Source organism: Streptomyces sp. NPDC005435 (assembly GCF_040703155.1).
Classification (GTDB): Bacteria; Actinomycetota; Actinomycetes; order Streptomycetales; family Streptomycetaceae; genus Streptomyces.
In genome coordinates, this window is the sequence record NZ_JBEXEQ010000005.1 from 153,005 (window position 1) to 171,487 (window position 18,483).

19 protein-coding genes are annotated in these 18,483 nt (G+C 70.7%); 8 read left to right on the forward strand and 11 right to left on the reverse strand.

Annotation, left to right across the window (positions count from 1 at the left end; translation table 11 throughout):
- Positions 1 to 480 precede the first annotated feature (480 nt).
- The 3 genes from AB0898_RS08510 to AB0898_RS08520 all read left to right on the forward strand — a co-directional run bounded on the left by AB0898_RS08510 (position 481) and on the right by AB0898_RS08520 (position 3,494).
- Positions 481 to 1,584, forward strand: a complete 1,104-nt coding sequence (locus AB0898_RS08510; RefSeq protein ID WP_366802073.1) for a hypothetical protein — start codon at positions 481 to 483, stop codon at positions 1,582 to 1,584.
- An 11-nt stretch (positions 1,585 to 1,595) separates the two neighbouring features.
- Positions 1,596 to 1,997, forward strand: coding sequence for a hypothetical protein (locus AB0898_RS08515; RefSeq protein WP_366802074.1), 402 nt, complete (start codon positions 1,596 to 1,598; stop codon positions 1,995 to 1,997).
- A 192-nt stretch (positions 1,998 to 2,189) separates the two neighbouring features.
- Positions 2,190 to 3,494, forward strand: coding sequence for a hypothetical protein (locus AB0898_RS08520; RefSeq protein WP_366802075.1), 1,305 nt, complete (start codon positions 2,190 to 2,192; stop codon positions 3,492 to 3,494).
- A 388-nt stretch (positions 3,495 to 3,882) separates the two neighbouring features.
- Here the strand turns inward: AB0898_RS08520 and AB0898_RS08525 are convergent, their stop codons facing one another.
- Positions 3,883 to 4,713, reverse strand: coding sequence for an aminoglycoside phosphotransferase (locus AB0898_RS08525; protein WP_366802212.1), 831 nt, complete (start codon positions 4,711 to 4,713; stop codon positions 3,883 to 3,885).
- A 309-nt stretch (positions 4,714 to 5,022) separates the two neighbouring features.
- Between AB0898_RS08525 and AB0898_RS08530 the strand changes: the two genes are divergently transcribed.
- Positions 5,023 to 5,409, forward strand: a complete 387-nt coding sequence (locus tag AB0898_RS08530) for an STAS domain-containing protein (protein WP_366802076.1) — start codon at positions 5,023 to 5,025, stop codon at positions 5,407 to 5,409.
- Here the strand turns inward: AB0898_RS08530 and AB0898_RS08535 are convergent.
- Complete coding sequence (locus AB0898_RS08535; protein ID WP_366802077.1) at positions 5,293 to 6,306, reverse strand: sigma-70 family RNA polymerase sigma factor; 1,014 nt, start codon at positions 6,304 to 6,306, stop codon at positions 5,293 to 5,295. The genes AB0898_RS08530 and AB0898_RS08535 overlap by 117 nt on opposite strands.
- A 157-nt stretch (positions 6,307 to 6,463) precedes the next feature.
- Complete coding sequence (locus tag AB0898_RS08540; protein WP_366802078.1) at positions 6,464 to 7,834, reverse strand: MFS transporter; 1,371 nt, start codon at positions 7,832 to 7,834, stop codon at positions 6,464 to 6,466.
- Positions 7,835 to 7,897: 63 nt separating this feature from the next.
- Here AB0898_RS08540 and AB0898_RS08545 point away from each other — a divergent pair, with 63 nt between their 5' ends.
- Complete coding sequence (locus tag AB0898_RS08545; protein ID WP_366802079.1) at positions 7,898 to 8,851, forward strand: LysR family transcriptional regulator; 954 nt, start codon at positions 7,898 to 7,900, stop codon at positions 8,849 to 8,851.
- A 14-nt stretch (positions 8,852 to 8,865) separates the two neighbouring features.
- Here the strand turns inward: AB0898_RS08545 and AB0898_RS08550 are convergent, their stop codons facing one another.
- Complete coding sequence (locus tag AB0898_RS08550; RefSeq protein ID WP_366802080.1) at positions 8,866 to 9,624, reverse strand: alpha/beta hydrolase; 759 nt, start codon at positions 9,622 to 9,624, stop codon at positions 8,866 to 8,868.
- A 466-nt stretch (positions 9,625 to 10,090) separates the two neighbouring features.
- Here AB0898_RS08550 and AB0898_RS08555 point away from each other — a divergent pair, with 466 nt between their 5' ends.
- Complete coding sequence (locus AB0898_RS08555; RefSeq protein WP_161178709.1) at positions 10,091 to 10,408, forward strand: ATP-binding protein; 318 nt, start codon at positions 10,091 to 10,093, stop codon at positions 10,406 to 10,408.
- A gap of 70 nt (positions 10,409 to 10,478) precedes the next feature.
- On the opposite strand, the gene AB0898_RS08560 is transcribed toward AB0898_RS08555, so the two are convergent.
- The gene (locus AB0898_RS08560) at positions 10,479 to 10,682 is read right to left on the reverse strand and encodes a PspC domain-containing protein (protein WP_366802081.1); all 204 of its coding nucleotides are present in this window, start codon (positions 10,680 to 10,682) and stop codon (positions 10,479 to 10,481) included.
- Between the two features lie 196 nt (positions 10,683 to 10,878).
- A complete protein-coding gene (locus tag AB0898_RS08565; protein WP_366802082.1) occupies positions 10,879 to 11,706 on the reverse strand; it encodes an SDR family oxidoreductase in 828 nt (275 codons plus the stop codon).
- Positions 11,707 to 11,894: 188 nt separating this feature from the next.
- On the opposite strand from AB0898_RS08565, the gene AB0898_RS08570 reads away from it, so the two are divergent.
- The gene (locus AB0898_RS08570) at positions 11,895 to 12,788 is read left to right on the forward strand and encodes a helix-turn-helix transcriptional regulator (protein WP_366802083.1); all 894 of its coding nucleotides are present in this window, start codon (positions 11,895 to 11,897) and stop codon (positions 12,786 to 12,788) included.
- Between the two features lie 12 nt (positions 12,789 to 12,800).
- Here the strand turns inward: AB0898_RS08570 and AB0898_RS08575 are convergent, their stop codons facing one another.
- The 4 genes from AB0898_RS08575 to afsQ1 form a co-directional block, all read right to left on the reverse strand.
- Positions 12,801 to 13,349: a VanZ family protein gene (locus AB0898_RS08575; protein ID WP_366802213.1), complete on the reverse strand. Its 549-nt coding sequence runs from the start codon at positions 13,347 to 13,349 to the stop codon at positions 12,801 to 12,803.
- A 156-nt stretch (positions 13,350 to 13,505) separates the two neighbouring features.
- Positions 13,506 to 14,117 (reverse strand): hypothetical protein, encoded by a 612-nt coding sequence (locus tag AB0898_RS08580; protein WP_366802084.1) that lies wholly within the window; start codon positions 14,115 to 14,117, stop codon positions 13,506 to 13,508.
- Entirely contained in the window at positions 14,114 to 15,793 is a 1,680-nt protein-coding gene (locus tag AB0898_RS08585; RefSeq protein WP_366802085.1) for a HAMP domain-containing sensor histidine kinase, read from the reverse strand. Before AB0898_RS08585 ends, AB0898_RS08580 begins: the two co-directional genes overlap by 4 nt.
- Complete coding sequence (afsQ1, locus tag AB0898_RS08590) at positions 15,790 to 16,467, reverse strand: two-component system response regulator AfsQ1 (protein ID WP_026248263.1); 678 nt, start codon at positions 16,465 to 16,467, stop codon at positions 15,790 to 15,792. The genes AB0898_RS08585 and afsQ1 overlap by 4 nt, the downstream gene beginning before the upstream one ends.
- A 269-nt stretch (positions 16,468 to 16,736) precedes the next feature.
- On the opposite strand from afsQ1, the gene AB0898_RS08595 reads away from it, so the two are divergent.
- Positions 16,737 to 17,513, forward strand: coding sequence for a SigE family RNA polymerase sigma factor (locus AB0898_RS08595; RefSeq protein ID WP_366802086.1), 777 nt, complete (start codon positions 16,737 to 16,739; stop codon positions 17,511 to 17,513).
- A 285-nt stretch (positions 17,514 to 17,798) separates the two neighbouring features.
- Here AB0898_RS08595 and AB0898_RS08600 read toward each other — a convergent pair whose 3' ends face one another.
- Positions 17,799 to 18,401 (reverse strand): uridine kinase, encoded by a 603-nt coding sequence (locus AB0898_RS08600; RefSeq protein WP_366802214.1) that lies wholly within the window; start codon positions 18,399 to 18,401, stop codon positions 17,799 to 17,801.
- Positions 18,402 to 18,483 lie beyond the last annotated feature (82 nt).

Genomic DNA, 18,483 nt, shown 5'->3' on the forward strand with positions numbered 1-18,483 from the left:
GTGAAGGAACTCAAGGGCTGGTGGCGGAAGTTCCGGGGCAAAAACGCGCCCGCGAAGAGGCCGCGTCGTAGCACTCGTCGGCCCATATACCTGGAGGGTAGCGACGACTGCCCTCCGCTGGGTGAACCGACGGCTCAGTGGGTTGTCGACCATGTACTGAATGGCCCGTCGGCTCCCGTGCCGTCCTATGGGTTCGATCTTGTCCCTGTGGTGAGGCACAGTGTGCGTGCGCACCGAGGGAAGCGCCTACGGCGTCTGTGCTTCCTGCTGCTTCTGGCAGGAGTCGGGTACGTCACTCCTTGGGCGACAGCGATCTGGCTGGGGGCAATCACGATCGCTCTCACCATGAGGTGGGCAGCGTTTCGAGCCCAGCGCAAACAGAGGCGCAACAGTCGATTGGCCCGTCGCCCACGTCTGGCATACCTACCTCTCGTCATCCCATGGCTGCTTGCGCTGGTGCCCTACCACTCGGGTGGGGACGTGGTGTCGACGACTCGTCTTGGCCTAGCCGTAGTGCCGTTCGGCATTCTCGCCGGGATGGTGGTGGTGTATGCCGGGGACCGGCTCCTTGCGAGATCCGCGCTGTCCGTGTTGAGCCGCGAGAAGGTCTCCCGCGATGCATTGCCGTGGGCGACGCCGAAGGCCGCCCGGAGGGTATCCGTGCTCGGAGAGGAGCAGGAGGGGCGTCTCCTGCCCTACGACGCTTCGCAGCACTTCATCGGTGCCGGCCGTGATCATTGGGGAGCCGCCCACATCAACATCCCTCTGAAGCCTAAAGATCCTGAGGAGCCGGTCAAGTCCTTCGGTGAAGCCGAACTACTGCGGCGTGTAGGTGCCGCACTTGACGAATTGGGCCGTGGCGTAAGGGAGATCACGGACCCGCTGCCAGGGTTCTCCATGGAGCGGGTGCTCGGGCTACCGTCCCACCTCTGGCTACAGCGGACCCGGGAGGGAAACGGGGAAGCCCCAGACCTGGCGGGCAGGGGCCGTAAGTCGCCCTCCAGTGAGCCAGAACGCCTCTACCTACGCGCGCAGTGCATCACCTGGAACGGCCAGGTCGTGGTCAGCGTTTTCGTGCACGCTGCCCTGGAAGCGGGTGAGTTGAGGCTGACCGTGCGACCGCACGTGATGACCCCGCTCTACAACGAGCTGAAAGTGACGGCTGCCTCTGCCAGGCAGCGCGGCATGCGGCTGTGGAGATGGGTAACGGTGCAGGCTCTCCTGGATGCAGTTGTCGGTCCGCTCACTCTGTGGCGAAGGGTGGCCCGTATCGGTCTCGGCGAGAGCATCGAGAGTCACGTAGAGGAAGAGGACCCGGTGAGCATCAGGGACCGGTACTCGACCGAGGAAGTCACTGATATGCACCAGAGCGACGACGCCAAGCGCCACGTCGTCCTCATAGAGACCTGCGTCTTCCGCACGGTTGCCTCCTACCTGCGCGACCGGGGCATCGACACCACCGCATACGACCAGCAAGTAGCCGCCGTGACCAACAACATCCAGATCTATGGCGACAACAATGCGCCCATCCAGAACGTCGTCGGCAACGGCAACAGCAACATTGGGCAAGGCCCCGCTAAATAAGGAGGAAAGTAATGGCCATCGGACGACGCCGACCGGACCCCACATCCGAACCGGGGCACGGGTCGGGCATCAGTATCGGCGGCAACAACATCGCCCCACTCCAGAATGTCGTCGGGCAGAACATTTCACGCGTGTACCAGGCTGCATCGGCAGACGGGACCACCGACGTCGAGGCCGTACGGGATCTCCTCATCGCGTTCCGCGAGGATCTGGACCGCAACGCGGCGGGTCTACAGCACGCAGAGGCGCTGAGGGCCATGGCGGGCACGGTAGACGGCTCGCTCACGGCCCCGGCCGAGAGCGCGACCACGTTGAGGGGGGTCGCGCAGGCGCTGCCGGCACTCGTTCTCGGGACCGTTGTCCAGCAGAGCGGAGAGGCTCTCGCGCATGCCGTGAGTGGGCTGCTGAGCTGAACCCGGGAGCGCCTGCTCGAAGCCTGTGGGGAGCTGTGTTCCGCGCTTGGCGCCCAAATTGGCCCTAGAAACAACGTAGGGATCCGACCTGGTGTGCGGGGCAGGCACCTGACCTCAACCGCAGCATTGCCACGCTGCGCGGAGGGCGCTCCAACGCCGAGCAGCAATGTGTGCCCTGGCGGAATCCGGATCGTGCTGAAGGAGACGTATGCGAAATTAATACTGTTCACGTTCTCGGAGAAGCGCCGCAAGATGGGTGCTGTGGAAGACGAAAGCACCCCCGCCATCAAGCTCGTCACGATGGATCGCGCGGCATCGTGCACCATCTTCACCCGCTCGGATGGGAAGCAGGCCCGGTTCCCCCTGGACCCCTCCCCGTTCGAGGACACGAGCGTCATAGCCAGACTGGACTTCAGTCCAGCCTTGGCAGCCCTCCTCGCCACCACCCTGAGCGGTGATCAGGTCCTCTTCGAAATGCCACTGGCAGGGGCCCCTGATCAGTTGGCAGGACGGCTCGTCGTGTACCTCGACCAGAACCAGTGGAGCTTGCTGAACAACGCTTCCCACGGTGCGCCGACGAGCAGCGAGGCAGATCGAGCCGCTGCCCTGAGACTCAAAGAATGGGTGGACCAACGCCGGATCGTCTTGCCTGCTTCTGCCGGCCATTACTACGAGACCGGCAAACGGTTCAGCACGGATAAGCGCTACGATCTCGGGTTGACGATCCTTCAGTACAGCCGGGGCTGGCAGATGCGTGATCCGCTGCAGGTCCGACGAAACGAGATTCACGATGCCTTTTGCCACCGACTAGATCGACCCGGCAACGTGCGTGATGCCCCGGTTTTCACTCTCGACCCGGATGCTCTTCACTCCCCTACCCGCTGGGCCGGGGCTGGTGCTGAGATGCCGTCTACGTTCCAGAACCACTTTGTTTTCCAGCCGGAGGCGCTAGTCGCTGCCTCCGGCTCCATCGATGCCATGCTCGACACCCAGAGGGTCGGGGAGGGGCCGGACACCGGGTGGACCGCGGCAAGCCAGCGGTTCAGTGACTGGCTGGATGAGCTTGATCAGGACTCACAACAGAAACGCAGGGCCATTGACATCCATCTCGTGACAGATCTGCAGCGGGAACTGGCCGAGGAGGCAGCGGCGGCGGACGTTTCGAAGGAACTCTTCCGGCGCTGGGGCTTCAAAGGCTGGGTGCGGGCCATTGGCGAGTCTCCTGCTGTCGGCCTCTTCCGGGAGATGCTTCAGAGTCGGCACCTCAATAAGGGGACGAGGTGGCGCCCTAATGACCTGACTGACATGATCTACCTTTCCTGCGCGGCCGGATACGCGGACTTCGTCGTCTGCGAGAAGCACATGCGCGATCCGTTGCAGCACGGCCTGAGGCGCATGGGACGTTCGACGCCCATCTACCGTCGGCTTACTGACGCCATAACGGCCATCGAAAAGGCCCTGGAAGCAACATCCGTCCCTGCCGACTCCGCGCAGTAGCGCTGAACGCCCCTATGCCTGGCGTTCTCTTGGCGCCACGGTTCGCACGTTCCTCCTCTGCTGAACTGGTGAAGCCCGCGTCGTTGTAGGACCTCAGGATCACTCGTAGGCTCACGCCTGACCGGTCTGGCGGTAGTCCTCGACCGGGATCGGGATGAGCCCGGTCTTCATGCGGGCCGTGTAGAGCACCCATCGAGGTGGTGGTCGATCTCGCGATGGATGAGGCGGGCGAGACCTGTCATACGGGGTCGCCATTGCCCTGATCGACTTCAATTTCCAGGCGGTGTGGAGATCCGGCACGTGGAGAAGTACAGCGGAAACCACGTTGAGGCCCGACCCACGCTGTACTCGAGTGGGAACTTCCGTATGAGTACCGGAAAGATCGAGTTCAAGACGAGGTAGGTCCGACGGCGGGCGTGGACCCTCTGTGGAGTATGAGCCTGAACGCAGCGGCCCGCTCGGCCATCCGCTGCTTCCACGGCGTTGGATCCTCCTCGGCGATCTCTCGCCACAGCGCCGCAGATGCGGAACCGAATGCCGCCAGTGCCTCCGGATCGGTGTTCCGCCACGACGGGAAGCGGCCTGCGAACACGATCGCGTCCTCCGCCGGGTGGCCAGCCTCCATGAGCCTCAGCGCCAAGGCGCCTGGATCGATCCACGCCGCCCCGCGCGTAGGCCACGCCCAGTCGATGAGGCGAGCACGCCTGTCGGCGATCAGGACGTTGTGCGGTGCGAAGTCGGTGTGCAGCAGGGTGTTGCCACTGAAGTGCTGGAGCGTTCCGGGCGGAGCGTAATCCGCCCAGCGGTCCACCGCGTCCTTGATCTCGATGTCGGCCGGAGCGGTGACCCGTTGCAGTTCGGTGAGCGCGGCTTCTACGAGCACCAAGTCGGTTGAGCCGGGCCTGTAGTCGGCGTGGCGACCGCTGAGGACCTCGTATCCGAGAAGGCTCCATCCACCGACTTCCAGGTGCCAGTACAGGCGGGGACAGGACGTGGGCAGGTGGGGGGCGATCTCCGCCTCGCGCCGCTGTGCTGCGACCTGCGGATGATCACTCGCGATGCCCTTCACGAAAACGCTTCCGCTCTCGGTCTCCAGGACGGAGGCGACACCGGAGTTCATGCCGCCGGTCATGGTCACCGCTCGATGCACGGCGCCGGTCTTGTCGGTGACAGCTTGGCGGACGTCGGCGGGGAGTTGATCGAAAGGCATGCGAGACATGGACACGCGCGGTTCCTCATGGGGCTCGGAGAGAAGGGAGTGCCGCCCCAGCCAGGGTAGGACTGGGGCGGCACTCATGTGATGCGTACGCGAGCGGTGCGGCGCCCGCCTGCGGTGTATCTAGTACGGCTCCTCGGACCGCACGCCCACCCACAGGACCCCCGTCGGGTGCCCGCGCGGCGTATGGCGGATCAGGTCATCGAGGAACTCCGGGCGGACTGACGGCGCCAGTTCCCGGGCGGGTGGGAAACCGCGCTGCGGCAGGACAAGGGGACCGCCGGAATCCGGGACCACTGCGGACCCCGTGCGATGAGTCGTTCCCGTCCGCCCGGTCTACCGGAGGTGGACCCCAGGACCGATCACCCCGTGCTCGTGCTGCGTGGCCCCGTCACTCGTGATGAGGTGACGGGGCTGTCCGATGAGGTGCGGAGGCTGGCCGGGGGGAGTGGGGTGGTCGTGTGTGACGTGGGCGGGCTGGGCCGGCCCCCGTCACTGGTCCATATCGAGCTGCTTGCCCGGCTCGAGCTCGCCGCGTGTCGTGCAGGCGGGCGGATACGGCTGCGTGGTGCCGTGCCCGCTCTAGTCGCGCTTCTCGGGCTCGTCGGGCTCCAGGTGGAGGTGGAGGGGGAGGTCGAAGAGGGGGAACCAGCGGGGGGTGTCCAGGAAGCAGTGGAAACCGGTGATGCGGCCTTCTGAGATCTCCAGTGTCTGGATCGCCCAGGGGCTGAAGCCGCCCTTTTCGGGGTCGGGTTTGTAGTGGGCGAAGCCGGGGAGACCGTTGACCTCGACCGGGAGCAGGCGCGAGCCCGCGCAGGAGGCGCCGATCGTCGACATGAAGCCCGTGATGTCGGCCGGGCCGCGCAGCCAGAGGTCGAACGGGGGCATCGTCATCACCGCGTCCTCGTGGAGCAGCGCGGTGAGGGCTGTCATGTCGTACCCCTCGAACGCCGTCACGTAGCGCTCCAGGAGCCGTTTCTGGTCCTCGTCCAGGGGGTCGGAGACCGCCGCGTCGGCCCCGGTGTCCGCGCGGTCGGCGAGGGTGGCGCGGGCGCGCTGGAGGGCGCTGTTCACGGAGGCGACCGTCGTGCCGAGGAGTTCCGCGACCTCGCTCGCCCGCCAGGCCAGTACCTCGCGCAGGATCAGCACCGCCCGCTGCTTGGGCGGGAGCTGCTGGAGCGCGGCCATGAACGCCAGCCGGATCGACTCCCGCGCGACCGCCGCCTCCGCCGGGTCCTCCACCGAGGGCAGCACCCGCGCGTCCGGCACCGGCTCCAGCCAGGTGTGGTCCGGGCGCGGTGACAGGGCGGCCCGGGCCAGGGGCGTCGCTTCCGTCAGGTCCATCGGCCGGGCCCGCTTGCCGCTCGCCGCCAGCATGTCCAGGCACACGTTCGTCGCGATCCGGTACAGCCACGAGCGCAGACTGGAGCGGCCCTCGAACTTCTCGTACCCCCGCCAGGCGCGCACCAGGGTGTCCTGCACCGCGTCCTCGGCCTCGAAGGACGAGCCCAGCATCCGGTAGCAGTACCCGGTCAGCTCGGTCCTGTGCTTCTCCAGCGCGGTGTCCAGCTCCGCCGTCGCCGTACCCTCGCCCATGGTCCACCCCCGTGGCCGTCCTGATCGCGCCTCGTCGCGCCCCAGTACTCCGGAAGCTATCGCAGCCCACTGACAATCACCCCCGGAGTACGGAAATGCCCGGTCCGGGGCCGCTGGATCGCGGGCCCGGACCGGGCAGAGACCGGCGTGCGTCCGGCTACGCGAGAACCGCCTCCCGCCGCGCCGCCCGCGTACCCAGCAGCGTGATCGTGACGACGCCCAGCACCGCCAGGAGCCCGACCGACACCGTGCCCGCCCAGCCGTCCGAGTGGAACGCCAGCGCGCCGACCGTGCTGCCCACGCTGGAGCCGATGTAGTACGCCGACTGGTACAGCGCGGAGGCCTGCGCCCGGCCGTGCGTGGCCGTACGGCCGACCGCGGAGGACGCGACCGCGTGGCCCGCGAAGAAACCGGCCGTGATCAGCACCAGGCCGAGCAGCACCAGCGGCACCGCCGGGGCCAGGGAGAGCAGCAGGCCCGCCGCCGTGGTCCCCGCCGCCGTGTACAGCGCGCCCCGGCGGCCGAGGCGGCCCACCAGGCGGCCCGAGGTGGACGCGGAGACCGTGCCGACCAGGTACACCAGGAAGATCGAGCCGATGATGCCCTGCGGCAGCGAGAACGGCGCCTCCGTCAGGCGGTAGCCGATCACCGTGTACACCCCGCCGAACACCATCATGAACAGCGCGCCGATCGCGTACAGGCGGCGCAGCAGCGGGTTCGAAAGGTGGTCGCGGACCGTGCCGGCCAGCACGCGCGGGCGCAGCGAACCCGTCCGGAAGTGGCGCGGCGCGGGCAGCAGCAGCCGGAACGCCACCGCGCACGCCACCGCCACCACGCCGATCACGCCGACGGCCGTCCGCCAGCCCCACTCCTGCGCGACCCAGCCGGTGATCACCCGGCCGCTCATGCCGCCCACGCTGTTGCCCGCCACGAACAGACCGATCGCCGTGACCAGCGCCTTCGGGCGGACCTCCTCGGCCAGATACGCCGTCGCGGAGGCGGGCAGCCCGGCCAGCGCCGCGCCCTGCACCGCGCGCAGCGCGACCAGCGCGCCGATCGACGGCGCGAACGGCACCAGCATGCCGACGCCGACCGCGACCGCCAGGGAGGCCGTCATGACCGTACGGCGCCCGAAGCGCTCGGACAGCGCGCTCATCGGCAGCACGAACAGTGCGAGCCCGCCGGTCGCGGCGGCCACGGTCCAGCTCGCCTCGCCCGCCGCGACCCCGAGGTCGTCGGAGATCAGCGGGAGCAGGGCCTGGGTGGAGTAGAGCAGCGCGAAGGTCGCGACTCCGGCGAGGAAGAGGGCGAGGCTCATACGGCGGTAGCCGGGACCGCCGGGCGTCATGCGCGAGTCTGCGGCCTCTGCGGCCACCGCGGTCGCGGGGGCGTCTACGGCTACTGCGGCCTCGGCGGCCACTGCGGCTTTCGCGGCCTCGGGAGCCTGGGCTGCCGCTACGGCTTCGGAGGAGGGGACGGGCGTGCCGGCGTCCACGCGGATGGACGCCCCGGTACTGGCGGGAGACATGCTTCGACGCTACGTACGCTCCCGCTCATCCGTCCAATGCATGGAATCGCCATAATCGTTCCCATGGAGCATCAGCACAGGTCACAGCCGCGCCTGTCACCGTCCGGTGACACAGAAGACATGGCGATGCTGCTCGCGCCCCGCCTCGCCTACTTCGCCGGGGTGGCCCGCACCGAGCACGTCACCCGGGCCGCGCGGGAGATGAACGTCCCCCAGTCCACCCTGTCCCGCGCGATGGTCCGCCTGGAGCAGGACCTCGGGGTCGGCCTGTTCGCCCGGCACGGCCGCACCGTCTCCCTCACCCCCGCCGGCCACACCTTCCTCACCTCCGTCGAGCGCGCCCTCGCCGAGGTCGAACGCGCCGCCGAGGAGGTCCGCGCCGACGCCGACCCCGCCACCGGCAAGGTCGCCTTCGGCTTCCTGCACACCATGGGCCCGGAGACCGTGCCCGGCCTGCTCCAGGCCTTCCGCGCCGACCACCCCCGCATCCGCTTCAGCCTCGTGCAGAACTACGGCGAGGCCATGCTGGAGCGGCTGCGCGCCGGCGAACTGGACCTGTGTCTGACCTCGCCGGTGCCGGACGCGCCGGACCTGGTCGCCCGCCGGCTGGACGAGCAGAAGCTGCGCCTGGTCGTACCGGCCGACCACCACCTCGCCGCGCGCCGCCGCATCCGGCTCGCCGAGGCCGCCGAGGAGACCTTCGTGACCCTGGAGCCCGGCTACGGGCTGCGCCGGATCACCGACGACCTGTGCCGCGAGGCCGGGTTCCGGCCGAGGGTCGCCTTCGAGGGCGAGGAGACCGAGACCCTGCGCGGTCTGGTCGCGGCCGGGCTCGGGGTCGCGCTGCTGCCGCCGCCCACCGTGCCGAGGCCGGGCGTGGTCGAGCTGACCGTGACGGCACCGCGCGCGGTACGCGAGATCGGCGTCGCCTGGCTGGCCGACCGGCCGGACACCCCACCGGTGGCCGCCTTCAAGAAGTTCCTCCTCTCCCGTCGGGGCAGCCTGCTGCCCAACTGAGCTTTCCGCATCCCCTACTTACGCAGCGAGCGGCCGAAGCCGGACGCCAGCGGCATCCGCAGCCCTATCGGCGGCGGTGCCGCGAGGGCGTCCTCCACCGGGCGGGACACCGTGTGCCCGAAGAGGGCGCCCAGGACGAAGTCCTCGGTGAGGGCGACCACTTCGTCCCGGTACTGGTGCAAGCCGTGGCCGTCGGCGTGCACTTCGAAGCGGCACACGTCCCGGTTCACCTTCTTGGCGCGGGCCGCGAGACGGAAGGACAGCTCCGGGTCGGACCGCTCGTCATTGGTGCCGTGTGCGATCAGCACCCGGCGCCCCACCAGCTGCTTCACCGGCTCGGGAGGCATCGCCACGTCCTCCTCGGGCAGCCAGGGCGCCAGCGCGACCACGGAGTTGACGGCCTCATGGCCCCCGGCGCGCAGCGCCGCCCGTCCGCCCATGTGCAGCCCGACCAGGCACACCGGCACATCGCCGTACCGCCGCACCACCTCGTCGGCCGCCCAGGAGGCGTCCGCCGCGAGGTGGGCCTCGGTGCCGTTCCACCCTCGATACCGGTACCGCACCGTATGGACGGCGAGCCCGTCGCTCCGGCCGGTACGGGCGAGCCGGCGCCCCAGCGCCCGGACCAGCCCCGCGGAAAGGGGGAACGGTTGACGCTCGGACACCTCCGCGCCCCCGGCGAGCAGCAGGACCACCCCACTCACCGCGCCCGGCCCGGAGCCGACCGCCTTCCCCAGCCTGGCCGTTCGGACCGGCGCCGCTTGCTGTCCCATGCCAGAACAGTGTCAGAAGCGGCAGGGAACCAAACCCTTCACGGCGGTCACCGTTGCGTATCGACCGAACGTGTGGCCGATGGCGGGCGGGGGAGGGTGGGACGGCGTGGCGGTGTGCCGGGGACGGGTGTTCGGGCGGGAGTGTGATTTACCGGGGTCGCTTCTCCGTCAATGCGATGAAAACAGGGTTCATTCCTTTCGATGAACGGGGTGCGGTGGGGAATGACGCCCTCGAATGCGGATGCGAGGGAGGGTGGGGCGAATGCCTGTTCAGGGGTGGGGCGTCTAGCAGGGGTTATCTTTCGAACGGGCGGCCGGGTGAGGCTGGTTGGGGCAGTGAATGCGGACACGCATTCACAGGTCGTCCGCATTTCGGTGTTTGCGGGGGACGGTTCGGCGCGTTTACGGTCGGAGGCCGCTCATCGAATGAGATCCCCGTTTCTCGCATTCAAGGACGCCATTCACCATGAAGCAGTCTGCCGTCAAGACCCTCGGTGTCGCCGCGCTCGGTGCCGCTTTCGCCGCCGTCGGCGCCGGTGCCGCCAACGCGGCCCCGGCCGCTCCGCAGGGCCTGGACTCCGTCACCAAGACGCTCCCGGGCGCCACCGGGGCCCTCACCCAGGGCCAGGGTGCCGTCGGCAGCGGGCTCGCCGCCGCGCAGCCGGCCGTCCAGAAGGTCCTCGCCCAGGGTCCGGCCGCGCCGGTCGCCGGGCTGCTCGGCGGTCTGCCGCTCAAGGGCCTGCCCACCCACGGTCTGCCCGTCAACGGCATCCCGCTCGGCTGATACCGCAGTACCCGCGAGCCGTCGTCGCGCCCGGAGGTGTCCGGGACGCGCCGGCGGCTCGCGCATGGGGTCACCAGGCGTTCGTACGCGCCCTGTCCTCGGACGGCAGCAGGATCCACAGGGCTATGTAGAGCAGGAACTGCGGGCCGGGCAGCAGACAGGACAGCAGGAAGATCACCCGCATCGTCGTCGCCGAGGTGCCGAAGCGGCGCGCCAGCGCTGCGCACACTCCGCCGATCATGCGGCCGTCGGTGGGGCGGGCAAGGGCGGTCATGGCGGTTCCTCCGTCGTCGTCGGCGGCCCGTGAGCGGGCCGGTGGCCGGTCGGCGGCCGATGCGCCGCCCCCGTCTGTGATTCCACGGTACGAGGGCAAAGGGGGCGAATTCATCACCCCGACGAGCGACAACAACCCTGGAATTCCTCAGGGTCCACCCCTGAGGGGGCCCTCCGGGCGACCTCCGGCCCGCCGCCTAACCCGCCGCCACCGAGTACGCCACCTCCTTGTGCGCCTCGTGCTCCGCCAGCCGCGCCGCCAGCGCCGCCCGTACGTCGTCGTAGGTGTCCGGGCCGAGCGGCAGCCGGAGCGGTGTCGCGCCGGAGTCCACCAGGCCGATCATCGCGTCCGCGATCTTCTCCGCGCTGTTGGGCACCGGGAACCGCCCGTCGGCGAGCGCCTGCCGGGTCTCGCCCGCCGGGGTGTGCGTGTACGCGGTCAGCGGGGGTGCGGTGTCGAGGGCGGCACCGAAGTTGGTCGGGGTCGCGCCCGGCTCCACGATGGTCAGGGCCACGCCGAACGGCGCGATCTCCCGCGCGGCGGTCTCGCAGAACCCCTCGATGCCCCACTTGGACGCGTGGTAGTACCCGAACCCCGGATAGGTCGTCTGCCCGCCCGCGGTCGACACCTGGAGGACACGGCCCCCGCCCTGGGCACGCAGGTGGGGGAGCGCGGCGCGGATGACCTGGACGGAGCCGATCAGGTTGGTGTCGACCACGCGGCGGATCTGCTCGTCGGACGCCTCCTCCACGGACGCGACCACGCCGTAACCGGCGTTGTTGACGACGACGTCGATCCTGCCGAGGTCCCGGAACGCCTCGTCCACGACCCGGCGCACCTCCTCGGTGTCGGTGACGTCGAGCCGGGCGGTCCAGAGCCGGTCACCGTACTCCGCGCGGAGCTCGTCCAGCGCCCCTGGCCTGCGGAGCGTGGCCGCGACCCGGTCGCCCCGGGCCAGCAGCCGTTCGGTGAGCAGCCGGCCGAAGCCCGAGGAGGTGCCGGTGATGAACCAGGTGGTGGTCATGGTGCTTCCCTCGCCGTCCAGTAGGGGGGTGCCGTACGGGATCCGTCATCGCCGTCCCGTACACGTACGAGCCTGTCGTCAGCGCTCACCCACCATGCAACGGGACACGGCCGCGCCACGGGAGTCCCCGCCGTGAGGGGTAATGGCAGGACCCCTCACGGCCGGTGCGCGCTGCCTACGCTGTCCCCATGGACAACCGGGACGCGGTCGGCGCCTTCCTGCGGTCCCGGCGCGACAGGATCACCCCCGACCGGGCGGGGCTGCCGGTGTACGGGCGGCGGCGGGTGCCCGGGCTGCGCCGGGGTGAGGTCGCGACGCTCGCCGGGGTGAGCGTCGAGTACTACACGCGCCTGGAGCGCGGCAACCTCCAGGGCGTCTCCGACAGCGTGCTGGACGCCCTCGCCCGGGCGCTGCGGCTCGACGCGACCGAGCGGATGTACCTCTACGACCTCGCCCGCGCCGCCGGTCCCGCGCCCGGTGCGCGGGCCCGGCAGCGGCGGACCTCGGCGACGGTGCGGCCGAGCGTGGCACGGATCGTCACGGGGATGCCGGGGATGCCCGCGTTCGTCATGAACAACCGGCTCGACACGCTGGCCTCCAACGCCCTGGGGCGTGTGCTGTACACGGAGATGTTCGCCGACGCGGCCTGCGGGGGGAACGTCGCCCGGTTCACGTTCCTCACCTCCGCCGCCCGGCGCTTCTACGTCGACTGGGAGCGCATGGCCCGCTTCACCGTGGGCGCGCTGCGTGTCGAGGCGGGACGCAACCCCTACGACCGGGAGCTGTCCCAGCTCATCGGTGAACTGTCCGCCCGCAGCGACGAGTTCCGTGTGCTGTGGGGTTCGCAGGACGTGCATGTCCTCCGCGACAGCACCAAGCGCGTCAACCATCCGCTCGTCGGCGACCTGGAACTCGACCAGGAGACCATGAGCCTGCCCGACGACAGCGGCCTGAACGTCCTGGTCTGCAGCGCGGCCCCGGGCACGCCCGCCGAGGAGGGCCTCCGGCTCCTCGCCGGCCGGCCGGCGACGGCGGGGGAGGACGGGGACACGGCGCCGGCCGAGGAATCCCGCCGGCTCTGACGGAGCCGTCCGCTACGGCACGATCCCCACCCGCGGAATCGTCGGGGTCCGGCCCTGAGGCGTCTCGGCCGTGACCGGTTCCTGCTCGCCGCCTCGGGCCCGTCGTCGCAGCCAGGCGCGTCCTGTCGGGACGAAGGCCAGGTGGGCGAGGATCACTCCGGCGGTGTTCAGCAGCAGTGCGTCCACGTCCGCGACGCGACCCGGTACGCCGGTCTGTGCCAGCACGATGCCCAGGGAGATCAGGGCGCCCGTCGCGGCCGTGCGGAAGAGGGAGCCGAGCAGGGAGACGGTGAGTCGGCCGTCGGCCATGGGCAGGAGGAAGCCGAGCGGCGCCAGCAGGGCCAGTCCGGCGCCGATGCGGGCGGCCGCGTCGGGCCAGCCCAGCGCCAGATCGGCGCGGATGCCGGCCAGCGGGCGCAGATTGGCGGGCCGTACCCAGGGCACGTCCAGTGGACGCAGCGTCAGCCAGGCGACGAGGGCGAGGTGCGCGACGAGGAGGACGCCCCCTGTCACACGGATGCGGATCACGGCATTGCCGCCGATGGAGCCTTGACGCTGCACGTCCCCCAAGACGCGCCACCCCGCACGATCGGTTCCGCACGCACCACGCACGCCCCCGTGAGGCATGCGCCACACCGCCGTACGGCACGCCGCCGCTCGCCGCTCGCCGCTCGCCGCCCACCGCGGCACCCGCGCCACCCCGGGCGGCGGCCCGGCTCAGTCCCGGTCCACCGCGCTGGACGGCGGTTCCGTACGGCCCGGCCGGTCGCGTACGTCGTCGGTGCACTCGTAGCGGCGCAGGGCGCCGGTGCCGGGGCCGCCGAGCACCACCGCGCCGTCCTCCTCGGTCGCCGTGGAGTCGGAGAGGGTGCACACGACCTGGGCGAGGGCGTAGGAGGAGAGCCGGGAGGGCGGGGTGCTCAGCCGGAGCGCGTCCTCGGGGTCGTCGTGGCCCGGCCCGGACACACCGAGGGCGCCCGGCACCCGGGTCGCGTAGCCCGCCGCGCGCTCCCCGGTGGAGGGGGCGGCGGCGAGCTGGTCGAGCAGGCCCTCGGCGACCATGATCCGCCGCCGCGCGTCCGGGGTGCCCTCGGGCACCCGTACCGTACGGTCCACCGCGACCAGCGACGACTCGCACAGCAGGAAGACCTGGACGGGCACGCCGTGCGCGGACCCGTCCGGCAGGCCGGAGCCGGTGAGCGAGCAGGGCACCCGTGAGGGCGCCCGCCCGAAGTCGGTCGGCACCTCGGTGGGCCGGATGCCGCACCCGGCGAGCAGCACGCCCAGCAGGGGCAGCGCGAGCAGCGGCCGCAGCGTACGGACCCTCATGCGCGCCCCTCCCCGCCGGAGCCGGAGCCGGAGCCGGAGCCCGAGCCACTGGAGCCGGAACCCCGGCCGCCTGAACCGGAGTTGGGACCACTCCCCACAGGCCCGTCCCCGACCACGCCGCCGCCCGTGTCGTCCTTGCCGTCCTCGCCCTCCTCCTCGGTCAGGTCCGAGGCGTCCCGGGGCAGCCGCAGGGTGAACACGGCGCCTCCGTCGGGGGAGTTGGCGGCCGTGATCTCGCCGCCGTGGATGTGGGCGTTCTCCAGCGCGATGGACAGGCCGAGCCCGCTGCCCTCGGAGCGGGGGCGGGAGGCGCTGGCCTTGTAGAAGCGGTCGAAGACGTGCGGGAGGACGTCCTCGGGGATGCCGGGCCCGTGGTCCCGTACGGCGATGACCAGGTCGTCGCCGTCGATGCGTACCGAGACCCGCACCGGTGAACCGCCGTGCTTGAGGGCGTTGCCGATGAGGTTGGCGAGGATGACGTCCAGGCGGCGCGGGTCGAGCCGGGAGTGGATGCCGCGTTCGGCGTCCAGGTCGACCGCGTCCAGCCAGGCGCGGGCGTCGATGCAGGCGGTGATCTGGTCGGCGAGGTCGACGTCGTCCAGGACCAGCCGGGCGGTGCCCGCGTCGAAGCGGGTGACCTCCATCAGGTTCTCCACGAGGTCGTTCAGCCGCCGGGTCTCGCTGACCACGAGCCGTACCGCGGGCTCGATCATCGGGTCTATGCCCCCGCCCTCGAACTCCAGCTCCTCTTCCAGGACTTCGGTGACGGCGGTGATCGCGGTCAGCGGGGTGCGCAGCTCGTGCGACATGTCGGCGACGAAGCGCCGGGACGCCTCGTCGCGCGCGGCCATGTCCGCGACGCGCTTCTCCAGTGCGGCGGCCGCGTTGTTGAACGTCCGTGACAGGTCGGCGAGTTCGTCCGTGCCGGAGACCCGGAGGCGGGTGTCGAGGTGTCCCTCGCCGAGCCGGCGCGCGGCCACCCCGAGCCGGTGCACCGGCTTCAGCACGGTCGTCGCGGCGGCCTGCGCGAGCAGTGCGGAGCCGATCAGCGCGAGGCCGGTGGCGATACCGAGCGACCAGGCAAGGGAGTTGAGGTCCTTGGCCTCCGGTTCGAGGGACTTGGCCATGTAGCCGGTCGCGCCGCCGCCGATCACCTTCGTGCCCGCGATGAGGTACGGCGTGCCGTGCTCGGTGACCCGCTGCCAGTACAGGTGGTACGGCGCCTCGCCCGAACCGCTCGTCTTCTGCTGCTTGTTGACGGCCGCCGACAGTGAAGCGGGCACGTCCTTCAGGGAGAAGCCGTTCAGCCCCTCCGAACTGCCGTACACCGTGCGGCGGTCGGCGTCCTGGGCGACCAGGAGCACGCTGAAGCGCTGGCTGCTGCCCGCCATCTGCCCGGCGGCGATCTGGAGTTCGTCCTGGGTGGGATGCGTGGGCAGCGCGCCCGCGCGGTTCTGCATCTCCAGCCGGAAGTCGCGCAGCACCGCGTCCTGGGCGCGGGTGAGCACCGCCTCGCGGTTGAGCCAGTAGGCGATGCCCGACGCGGACACCGCGGCGGTCAGCGCGACCAGGCCGAAGACCAGGACGAGGCGCAGTCTGAGGCTCGTGAACCGCAGTCCGGCCGGCTTTCTCCCCCGCTCGGCCAGCCAGCGGCCGAGTCCCCCTCGATTTCTCACTGCGGCGCGTCCAGGCGGTAGCCGACCCCACGGACCGTGCGGATGAGGGTCGGGGAGGACGGCACGTCCTCCACCTTGGCGCGCAGCCGCTGCACACACGCGTCCACCAGGCGCGAGTCGCCCAGGTAGTCGTGCTCCCACACCAGGCGCAGCAACTGCTGCCGGGACAGGGCCTGGCCGGGCCGGCGGCTCAGCTCCAGGAGCAGCCGCAGCTCGGTCGGGGTGAGCTGGAGGTCCTCGCCGTTCTTCGTCACGGTCATCGCCGAGCGGTCGATGACGACGTTGCCGAAGGTCGCCGAGTCGCTGGACTCACGTTCCCCGCGCCGCAGTACGGCACGGATCCGGGCGTCGAGGACGCGGCCCTGCACCGGTTTCACCACGTAGTCGTCGGCGCCGGACTCCAGGCCGACCACCACGTCGATGTCGTCGCTGCGCGCGGTCAGCAGAATGATCGGCAACTGGTCGGTGCGGCGGATGCGCCGGCACACCTCGAACCCGTCGATGCCGGGCAGCATCACGTCCAGCACGATCAGGTCCGGCCGCTGTTCTCGCAGCAGCTTCAGACCGTCCTCGCCGCTGGCTGCGGTGGCGACCCGGTGCCCCTGGCGCGTCAGGGAGAGCTCCAGGGCCGTACGGATGGCGTCGTCGTCCTCGATCAGCAACAGGGAAGGCACGGGCTCATTCTGGCCCATGCACCGGCTCCCGTACGACCCGTGCCGCACCGCGCACTACGGCAGGAGGCGGGTACGGCGAGGTCAGAGGGCGTATGGCCCTGCCATCCGGAATCCCCGGCGGAGGGGAACGACCCGCCGGGCGGGCCCCCTGTGACAGGCCTGTGACAGTCGGCGGACACGGCCATGAAGGTCGTTCGGCAAGCTTTTCGGCACGGGGGAAACAGCACCGAACAGCCCGAACACCGGAAGTCCACGACGGGGAGCGCGAGATGAACACGCCGCACGGCATGAGCACCAGCGCAGTGGTCACACGTCTGCACGACGTGCACCGGGGGATCGAGAAGTCCGGTGCCGGCACGGGCACCGCGCTGCTGGAACGCGGCCGGGAGCCCGGGAGCGTACGGGGGTGCGCGCGCGGCACCGGGCGTCAGCACACCGGGTACATGACGGTGGTCGACGCACGCCAGGGGGAGGCGTACGGGGCGGCCGCGTACGGGGAGGAGCAGGGGGAGCGGCGCTCCCTGACGGAGGCGGAGTTCACCGCCTACGTGCAGGAGCGCCGCGCCTCCCTCTACGCGACCGCCTATCACCTCACCGGTGACCGGTTCGAGGCCGAGGACCTGCTGCAGAGCGCGCTGTTCTCGACCTACCGGGCCTGGGACCGGATCAGCGACAAGGCCGCGGTCGGCGGGTACCTCCGCCGGACCATGACCAACCTGCACATCAGCGCGTGGCGCCGCCGCAAGCTGAACGAGTACCCGACCGAGGAACTGCCGGAGACGCCCGCCGGCACGGACGCGATGCGCGGCACCGAACTGCGCGCGGTCCTGTGGCAGGCGCTGGCCCGGCTGCCCGAACTCCAGCGCACGATGCTCGTCCTGCGCTACTACGAGGGCCGTACCGACCCGGAGATCGCCGACATACTCGGCATCAGCGTCGGCACGGTGAAGTCCAGCATCTGGCGCTCGCTGCGCCGGCTGCGCGACGACGAGGTGCTCAGCCTCGGCCGCGACGAACAGAGCGCCTTCGGCGAACTGGTCGCCTGAGAGTTTCCGTAGGGTCGCCGGAGTCCGGCGGGCCGACGGGGAAAGCCCCGGGGCTATGGGGGAGAAGCCCTGGGGCGAGGCCCGAGGGGGGCCAACGGGGGAACGGGGGAAACCGTGGGGCCGCTGGGGGGCGGTCCCACGGGAAGTACGGGGGACCAGGGGGGATCACGGGGGAGCGCGAAAAGGGGCGGGACTGGCGGGCCGGGGGGCCACCAGTCCCGCCCCTTCGTCATGCGGGCGGGTGCGCGCGGTGCGTGGTGTACGCGGGGTGCGCGCCGGGTGCGGTTACGCCGCCGCCCCCTGCGCCGGCAGGTGCCCCGCCCCGGCCGCGGCCAGCCGGTTCAGCGCCTCGTCACGCCCGCAGGGGTGGGCGCCCAGGGCGACCTGGCGGGTGACGATCGCGCGCTCCGTACGCATCAGGCGCCAGCCGCGCCGCAGCAGGAAGGGCACCGACTTGCGGCCCTCCTTCAGGTCGCGCAGGAAGCGGCGCCGGAAGGTGGTGAGCGGGCCCCGGGTCAGACACAGCGCGTCCGCCAGCACGCCCAGTTCACGGCAGCGCTCCACGATCTCCGCCGCGAAGATGCCCTCGGCGACGAACAGCGGGCTGTCGCCGATGCCGAGGGTGTCCTCGCCGGTACGGGCGCTGCGCGAGATGTCGTACACCGGCACCGGCGTCGAACCCGTCGCGCACAGGCGGGTGATGGCGGCCACCGCCACGTCCGCGTCCCAGGACAGCGGATGGTCCCAGTCGATGTCCGAGCTCCCGTCCACCAGCGGCAGTGTCGGGTCGTCGCCCTCCTTGTAGAAGTCGTCGAGGCGCAGGACGGGCAGCCCGCAGAGGGCGGCGACGAGTGACTTGCCCGAACCCGACGGGCCGCACAGCAGCACCACACGGGCGGGGTACGGGGGATGGATGCTCACGGAACACCAGTTTGACGCATGGCGGCGCCGTTGCCGACCACGCGGGTTG

Coding starts and splice junctions, on each gene's coding strand:
- AB0898_RS08530 (WP_366802076.1), top strand. CDS start 5,023: ATGAGTCGTTCCCGTCCGCCCGGTCTACCGGAGGTGGACCCCAGGACC.
- AB0898_RS08545 (WP_366802079.1), top strand. CDS start 7,898: ATGGAGCATCAGCACAGGTCACAGCCGCGCCTGTCACCGTCCGGTGAC.
- AB0898_RS08580 (WP_366802084.1), bottom strand. CDS start 14,117: ATGAGGGTCCGTACGCTGCGGCCGCTGCTCGCGCTGCCCCTGCTGGGC.
- AB0898_RS08595 (WP_366802086.1), top strand. CDS start 16,737: ATGAACACGCCGCACGGCATGAGCACCAGCGCAGTGGTCACACGTCTG.
- AB0898_RS08555 (WP_161178709.1), top strand. CDS start 10,091: ATGAAGCAGTCTGCCGTCAAGACCCTCGGTGTCGCCGCGCTCGGTGCC.
- AB0898_RS08570 (WP_366802083.1), top strand. CDS start 11,895: ATGGACAACCGGGACGCGGTCGGCGCCTTCCTGCGGTCCCGGCGCGAC.
- AB0898_RS08560 (WP_366802081.1), bottom strand. CDS start 10,682: ATGACCGCCCTTGCCCGCCCCACCGACGGCCGCATGATCGGCGGAGTG.
- AB0898_RS08515 (WP_366802074.1), top strand. CDS start 1,596: ATGGCCATCGGACGACGCCGACCGGACCCCACATCCGAACCGGGGCAC.
- AB0898_RS08540 (WP_366802078.1), bottom strand. CDS start 7,834: ATGTCTCCCGCCAGTACCGGGGCGTCCATCCGCGTGGACGCCGGCACG.
- AB0898_RS08535 (WP_366802077.1), bottom strand. CDS start 6,306: ATGGGCGAGGGTACGGCGACGGCGGAGCTGGACACCGCGCTGGAGAAG.
- AB0898_RS08525 (WP_366802212.1), bottom strand. CDS start 4,713: ATGTCTCGCATGCCTTTCGATCAACTCCCCGCCGACGTCCGCCAAGCT.
- AB0898_RS08550 (WP_366802080.1), bottom strand. CDS start 9,624: ATGGGACAGCAAGCGGCGCCGGTCCGAACGGCCAGGCTGGGGAAGGCG.
- AB0898_RS08565 (WP_366802082.1), bottom strand. CDS start 11,706: ATGACCACCACCTGGTTCATCACCGGCACCTCCTCGGGCTTCGGCCGG.